The 6142-nt window shown below is 35.8% G+C and carries 5 protein-coding genes; all 5 read right to left on the bottom strand.

What is annotated here, in order from left to right:
- Positions 1 to 145: 145 nt before the first annotated feature.
- The 5 genes from greA to recJ all read right to left on the bottom strand — a co-directional run bounded on the left by greA (position 146) and on the right by recJ (position 6097).
- Positions 146 to 616: a transcription elongation factor GreA gene (gene greA / locus RSC39_RS10595; protein ID WP_011834626.1), complete on the bottom strand. Its 471-nt coding sequence runs from the start codon at positions 614 to 616 to the stop codon at positions 146 to 148.
- A 60-nt stretch (positions 617 to 676) separates the two neighbouring features.
- Entirely contained in the window at positions 677 to 2317 is a 1641-nt protein-coding gene (mltG, locus tag RSC39_RS10590; protein WP_063281438.1) for an endolytic transglycosylase MltG, read from the bottom strand.
- 135 nt (positions 2318 to 2452) lie between these two features.
- Positions 2453 to 3016: a DNA-directed RNA polymerase subunit delta gene (rpoE, locus tag RSC39_RS10585; RefSeq protein ID WP_015082149.1), complete on the bottom strand. Its 564-nt coding sequence runs from the start codon at positions 3014 to 3016 to the stop codon at positions 2453 to 2455.
- A gap of 216 nt (positions 3017 to 3232) precedes the next feature.
- A complete protein-coding gene (locus RSC39_RS10580; protein ID WP_011834623.1) occupies positions 3233 to 3745 on the bottom strand; it encodes an adenine phosphoribosyltransferase in 513 nt (170 codons plus the stop codon).
- A 123-nt stretch (positions 3746 to 3868) separates the two neighbouring features.
- Positions 3869 to 6097, bottom strand: a complete 2229-nt coding sequence (gene recJ, locus RSC39_RS10575) for a single-stranded-DNA-specific exonuclease RecJ (protein WP_332537066.1) — start codon at positions 6095 to 6097, stop codon at positions 3869 to 3871.
- Positions 6098 to 6142 lie beyond the last annotated feature (45 nt).

Below are 6142 nucleotides of genomic sequence, written 5' to 3'. Positions count from 1 at the left end.
AGATAAATAATCTTGAATAACGCGTTGTTTTAATTCTATGGAATATTTGACCATAAGAAAAGACCTCCGAAATATAGATTTGAAAAGTCTATATTTTGGGGGTCACTACAACTCACGGCTTTTTTATTATTAAGTTCTCATTCAATTAATCAACTTTAACAATTTTTACTGTCATTTCGCCAACTGGCAATGGGACATCAACGATATCTCCAACTTTTTTACCAATCAAAACACGAGCAATGGGTGATTCATTTGAAATTTTACCTGTAAATGGGTCTGCTTCAGCAGTACCAACGATTTGATATGATTCTTCGTCAGTTTCTCCGACTTCCACAAAAGTAACGTTTTTACCAAGTGCCACTTCATCTTTAGCAATTTTAGCATTGTCAACAATTTCAGCGTAACGAATCATTGTTTCAACAGTTGAAATACGTCCTTCAATAAAGGCTTGTTCATCTTTAGCTGCTTCATATTCTGAGTTTTCTGAAAGGTCACCATAGCTACGCGCAACTTTGATACGGTCAATAACTTCTGGACGTTTAACGAGTTTTAAATTTTCAAGTTCTGCTTTTAATTTATCAAGACCTTCTTTGGTCATTGGGAATGTTTTTTCCATTTTATTTCTTTCCTTTTATTATAAACTTTTCTTTTTAGTTAAATCAAAATCAATCATACTCTATTTACTTAATTTATCATTCACATATTTTTGAACATTTGCATTTTGTTCTTCTAAGGTTTTCGCAAAATAAACTTTACCAGTTGTTACATCAGCAACAAAGTAAAGATAATCATTTTGCGCAGGATTAAGCACCGCCTTAATTGATGACAGACTAGGACTATCCACAGGACCAGGGCCAAATCCAGTATTGGCATACAAGTTATAAGGCGAATCTAGGTTAGTATCAATATTAGCATCTTCTGCTAAGCTTGTTTTTTCACCTAACTTACCTTCAGCATAAAGAATTGATAAATTAGAACCCAAAGTCATTCCTTGATTCATACGGTTATAAAAAGTAGCCGCTACATTTCGACGATCATCGTCATTATTGGCTTCTTTTTCAACCAGCGCAGCTAAACTCAAAACATCATTAACAGTCAGATTTTTTTGCGTCATCGTGTCGTAGTAAGGCGTAAGTTGAGCATTCATCGCTTCAATCATATTTTCAATCACAGACTCAACAGTTGATGATTTTGTATAATCATAGGTTGCAGGGAATAAATAGCCTTCTAACTGATACTTGATTCCTGAATCTTTTGTAGGTAAACTTGCAAAAAGTTTAGGATAAGCTTTTACCATTTTGGCAATAAAAGTAGGATCTTGAACAGTCTTCATAAAGTCAGCTTCTGAGAATGGCGTTTTAGCATTTTTTTCTTGACTGTTACTATTGACTGTCACTGCTTTCGCTATTTGTGTCAATGTATAGCCTTCAGGAATTAAAATTTTACCCAAGGTAGGGGCAACAGGTTTTTCGGTTCCCCCTTCTTCCAGTTTGGAAGCAATCGTAGATAAACTCATGTTTGGCGAAAGGTTATAATAGCCACTCTTGAACTCTGAGTAATTTTTAAATTTTGTGTAATACTGAAAGATCATTCCATTTTTAATAATGGACTGTCTTTGCAAAATTTCACCAATTTGTTTACTACTTGACCCCGCTGGAATACTGATTGATTTAACTGTTGTATTTTTAGAATCAAGAGGTTGAATTCCTGATTTTACAAAATTATAACCATACCAGCCTGTTCCACCAACTACCAAAATTAAAAGAACAACAATTACAGTGATAATTTTTCCTGCCGTAACTTTTTTCTTTTTCTTATTTTTGTTTTTCTTTCCAGAAGAATTCTTCTTAGATGGCGCAGTCGTTCTTCTTGAAGGTTGGTGTTTCACCATTTTTTCTGATTCTCTTTTTTCTGAAATATTTTCCTGTTCAATCGGTTCTTCTTGAACTACTGATTCACTTCTTGAAAAAGGAGGTGGGAAAGTTTGTTCTTGGTTTTCATCAGAAACTATTTCTTCTAATTTTTGACGCAGTGAACCCGTTTCTTGAGAAGTGTTTTCATCTACTTGTGCTTGAAAATCTTCTTCTTCATCTGCTTCTGGAAATTTGAAAACTGGAAGCTTGAACGGTTCAAGTTCAACTTTCCGTGGTTCAATTTTTCGCTCAGAAGTTTCTGGCTCACTCCCTTTGGGACGTTCGAAATCTTCAGGGTCTGGGAACTTAGTTTCTGCTTGTTTCGCTGCATTTTCTTCAAGTTGACGAAGTATTTTTTCTTTAAAACTTCCTCGAGAAAATTCAGTTGTTTCTTTGTCCACCAAATTTGTTCTCCTTATGATTAGCTCTCGCTCAATAATTAAATTTTTCTTTTTATAATTGTAACCGTTCTTTTAAACTTTTACAAATAAAAAGAAAATATTCATAAAAGTGAGGCTGATGCCTCACTTTTATGTGTTTTAGTCTTCATCAGTATCGTCTGAATCGTCTTCATCGTCTTCCACTTCGATGTCAACTTCTTCATCTACATTATCAAGTTCTACCTCAGCAAGTTCAGCATCATAAGCAGCTACGTCATCTTTATCCTCATCTTCTGCTTGAGTATCATAAGACATATCTTCTTCTGTTGTTTCTTTTGTGCCTTCTTCATCTTCTGGGTCGATTTCGTCTTCGATACCAAAAGCGTTAACTTTTTTGCGTTTTTTAGCTGGTTTTTCTTCTTCTTCGTCTTCAATTTCGTCAAGAGCGATGACTTCTTCATCAATTTCATCAATGGCATACCATGAACGAAGCGCCCAAACGTTATTTCCTAATGGAATGAAACTTCCGTCTGTATTGATTTCTGTATAAAAACGAGAAATACTAGCTTTAATTTCATCATCTGATTTTTCCAAATAATCTTGAATCGCTCTGATGATTTCAGAAAATTGCATTTCTTTGCCATTTTGCTCTAGTAAAGCATGGGCAACTTCAATCATTGAAAGTTCTGAGATTTTTTGTCCTTCTAAGGCTGTAATTTTCAAGTTTTTACTCTCTCTTTTCCTAATATAATATGGGCTCGTTTCCTAGAAAGCGAACGCCTCTGTAGATTTTCTTTTTATAGTGTATATCAAAATTGGCTTGCTGTCAATATTTTACACCAAAAAACCTCTGTCCTCTTGCCATTAGCTCGAATGTATCCTTTTAGCTTTTACTAAAAGAGTACTGACAGAAATTATTGGGTGACTGGCTGACAGAAATTAATAATGCATTAAAACTTTATAGTCGTAATTTCCGATTTTTTCGCGACCTTTAAGCTCGTCAAGTTCGATAAGGAAGGCACAACCGACAACAACTCCACCCATTTTTTCAACAAGTTCAATTGTTGCAGCAATGGTTCCACCTGTTGCAAGCAAATCATCAACAATCAAAACGCGTTGTCCTGGTTTGATACTATCTGAGTGCATTGTAAGTGTATCTGTACCATACTCTTTTTCGTAAGTTGCTTCAATAACTTCACGAGGTAATTTTCCAGGTTTACGAACTGGCGCAAAACCTACACCAAGTGCAAATGCGACTGGGCAACCAATGATGAAGCCACGTGCTTCAGGTCCTACAACCATATCAATTTCTTTATCTCTAGCATACTGAACAATTTCGGTAGCAGCATAGTTATAGGCATTCCCATCTGCCATCAAAGGGCTGATGTCGCGAAAAACTACGCCTTCTTTAGGATAGTTTTCGATGGTTGCAATATAGTCTTTTAATTCCATGTTTTTGTTACTGACAGAATTGTCAGTGCTCCTTTTTCTAACATAAGTCCGTTGTTTTTACTGACAGAATTAACATTAACAGTCTAATTATTTTCTGTCAGTAAATTTTATATAAAAACGAAATTATTTTTCTAATAATTTTTGATAAATTTCTTTAACTGGCGCTAAGGCAAAGAGTTCTTGCATTTTTACAATTTTTTCTAATTCTTGGTAAATTGTACTTTCAGAAATTTCACGTTTTTGAGCCGCTTTATTAACGGTCATTAGGCCATTGTCAATGTTGACAAATTCAAGTTCTTCAAAGATTTTTATCATCTTGACAAGCAAGAGATGAGGAATATTCAAATAATCTGCAAGCGACTCAAGCTTATAACGAACATCAAATTCTGGAAATTGATAAATCGCCTTATAGAGCTTTGCAAATTGTTCACGTGTTCCGCTTCCTGTTAAATAATAGCTATCAGTGATTTTATTTTTAAAATAGATTATTTTAAAATCATCCGATGCTGCTTTACTGACAGCTTCTTCTAATACTGACAAACCTGCTAAATCTACAGGTGTCTCTTCGATGACAAGCACATCTTCCATTATACCATGTTTTAGCTGATTTTGAGAAAAAATATTAGCCTCTTTGGGGATAGAAATTTGTCTGCTCCGTATATCAAGGAGTTCCACACCTATTGAATCGGCATCTTCAATCATCAGTTGAAGACTGGTGTTCCCATTCCAACTATTACTTGAAAGTGTCACCACAAGTTTAGTTTCGGCTTGTTCAAATTCTAGCTCTTCTGAGCCATGTTGAAAATAAACGGCATCAATTTGTTGCTTTTCTTCTTGAATTTTTAATTTAAGATGTGCATTATCTTTGCCCATGCTACGACTTTGAATGACTTTATAATCTTCTACTAAGAATCGCGGTTTGGGATTATCCATACCAAAAGGGGCTAATTTTGCTAAATTATTAATAGTAGCAAGTGAAATTTCATCCAAATGACAGCGATCCGCAACTTCAAGTGGACTCTTTTTAGAAAGATCTAAATGATTATCCACAACAAAATCACTCATTGCTTTTTTAACCGCTTCAACATTTTCCAGAGCTAGAGTCATACCCGCCGCCTGTTTATGCCCTCCAAAGGCAATAAAAAGTTCGCGGTGGGCATTTAGTGCTTTAAAAATATCAAAACTATCAATTGAGCGAGCAGACCCGCGCAAAATCCCCTCTTCTTCGGCGAGCATAATTACTGGTTTATGGATTTGTTCCAATAAACGCCCAGCCACAATTCCTAAAACCCCCTTATGCCAATCTTTGTGATATAAAATTTGGACAGGCTCATCTGTCAACATTTCTAGAGCTTCATTGTGGATTTTTTCCACGATATCTTTTCGCTCAGAATTTTTTTGGTCAATCATTTTAGCAATTTCATGAGCTTCATCTTCGTCCCAACCTGTTAATAACTCAATTGCTGGATTAGGGTCATCAAGTCGCCCCAAAGCATTTAACCGTGGCGCGATTTGAAAACCGACAGTTTCTTCGGTGACCTTGTCAAAGTCGACGCCGGCGTATTTCATTAATTCTTGCAAACCCGCACGTTCTGTTTGGGCAAGAACTTTAAGACCATGAGCGACTAAAATTCGATTTTCGTCAGTTAAACTAACCATATCAGCAATCGTCCCAATGGCCACCAAATCTAGCATTTCGCGGGGTGCATATTCTAAGAGGGCACAGGCGACTTTAAAAGCAACTCCAACACCGGCCAAATATTTAAAGGGATATTGACTTTCTGGATGCTCTGGATGAATAATGGCATAGGCATTAGGCAGTTGGTCAGGCATTGAATGGTGGTCAGTAATAATGACATCCACTCCATTTTCTTGAGCCCAAGCGATTGCCTCCACCCCTGCTACCCCATTATCCACAGTGATAATAAGATTGATATTTTCATTGTTAATATAATATTGATAAACATCAAGATTTGGACCATAACCGTCAGTAAATCGATTTGGTAAGTAAACCTGAGCTTCGGCGCCTAATTCGTCAAGAGCAGATTTCATGACAGAAGCAGCTGTCATCCCATCAGCATCATAATCCCCATAAATCAGAATATTTTCACCTTGTTCAATAGCTGATAAAATTCTTTGTGTTGCTTTTTCCATGTCGTGAAGCAAAAATGGGTCATGCAAATCTTCCAAATTCGGCTTTAAAAATTTTTCAATTTCAGATTCATCATGAATCCCTCTTTGATAAAGCACTCGACTTGTTAATTCGTCTAATTTATGTTTTTTGCTTATTTTTAGAAAATCTTCCGAAAGGACTGTCTCGTCCAATTTCCAATCATATTTCGCTTTTATCATTTTCGTTCTCTTTATCTTTTTCTGTCTTCAACTCAATTATTTTAG

Source organism: Lactococcus sp. (assembly GCF_036648155.1).
GTDB classification, from domain to species: Bacteria; Bacillota; Bacilli; order Lactobacillales; family Streptococcaceae; genus Lactococcus; species Lactococcus cremoris.
This window is presented reverse-complemented; position numbering and strand designations above follow the sequence as displayed.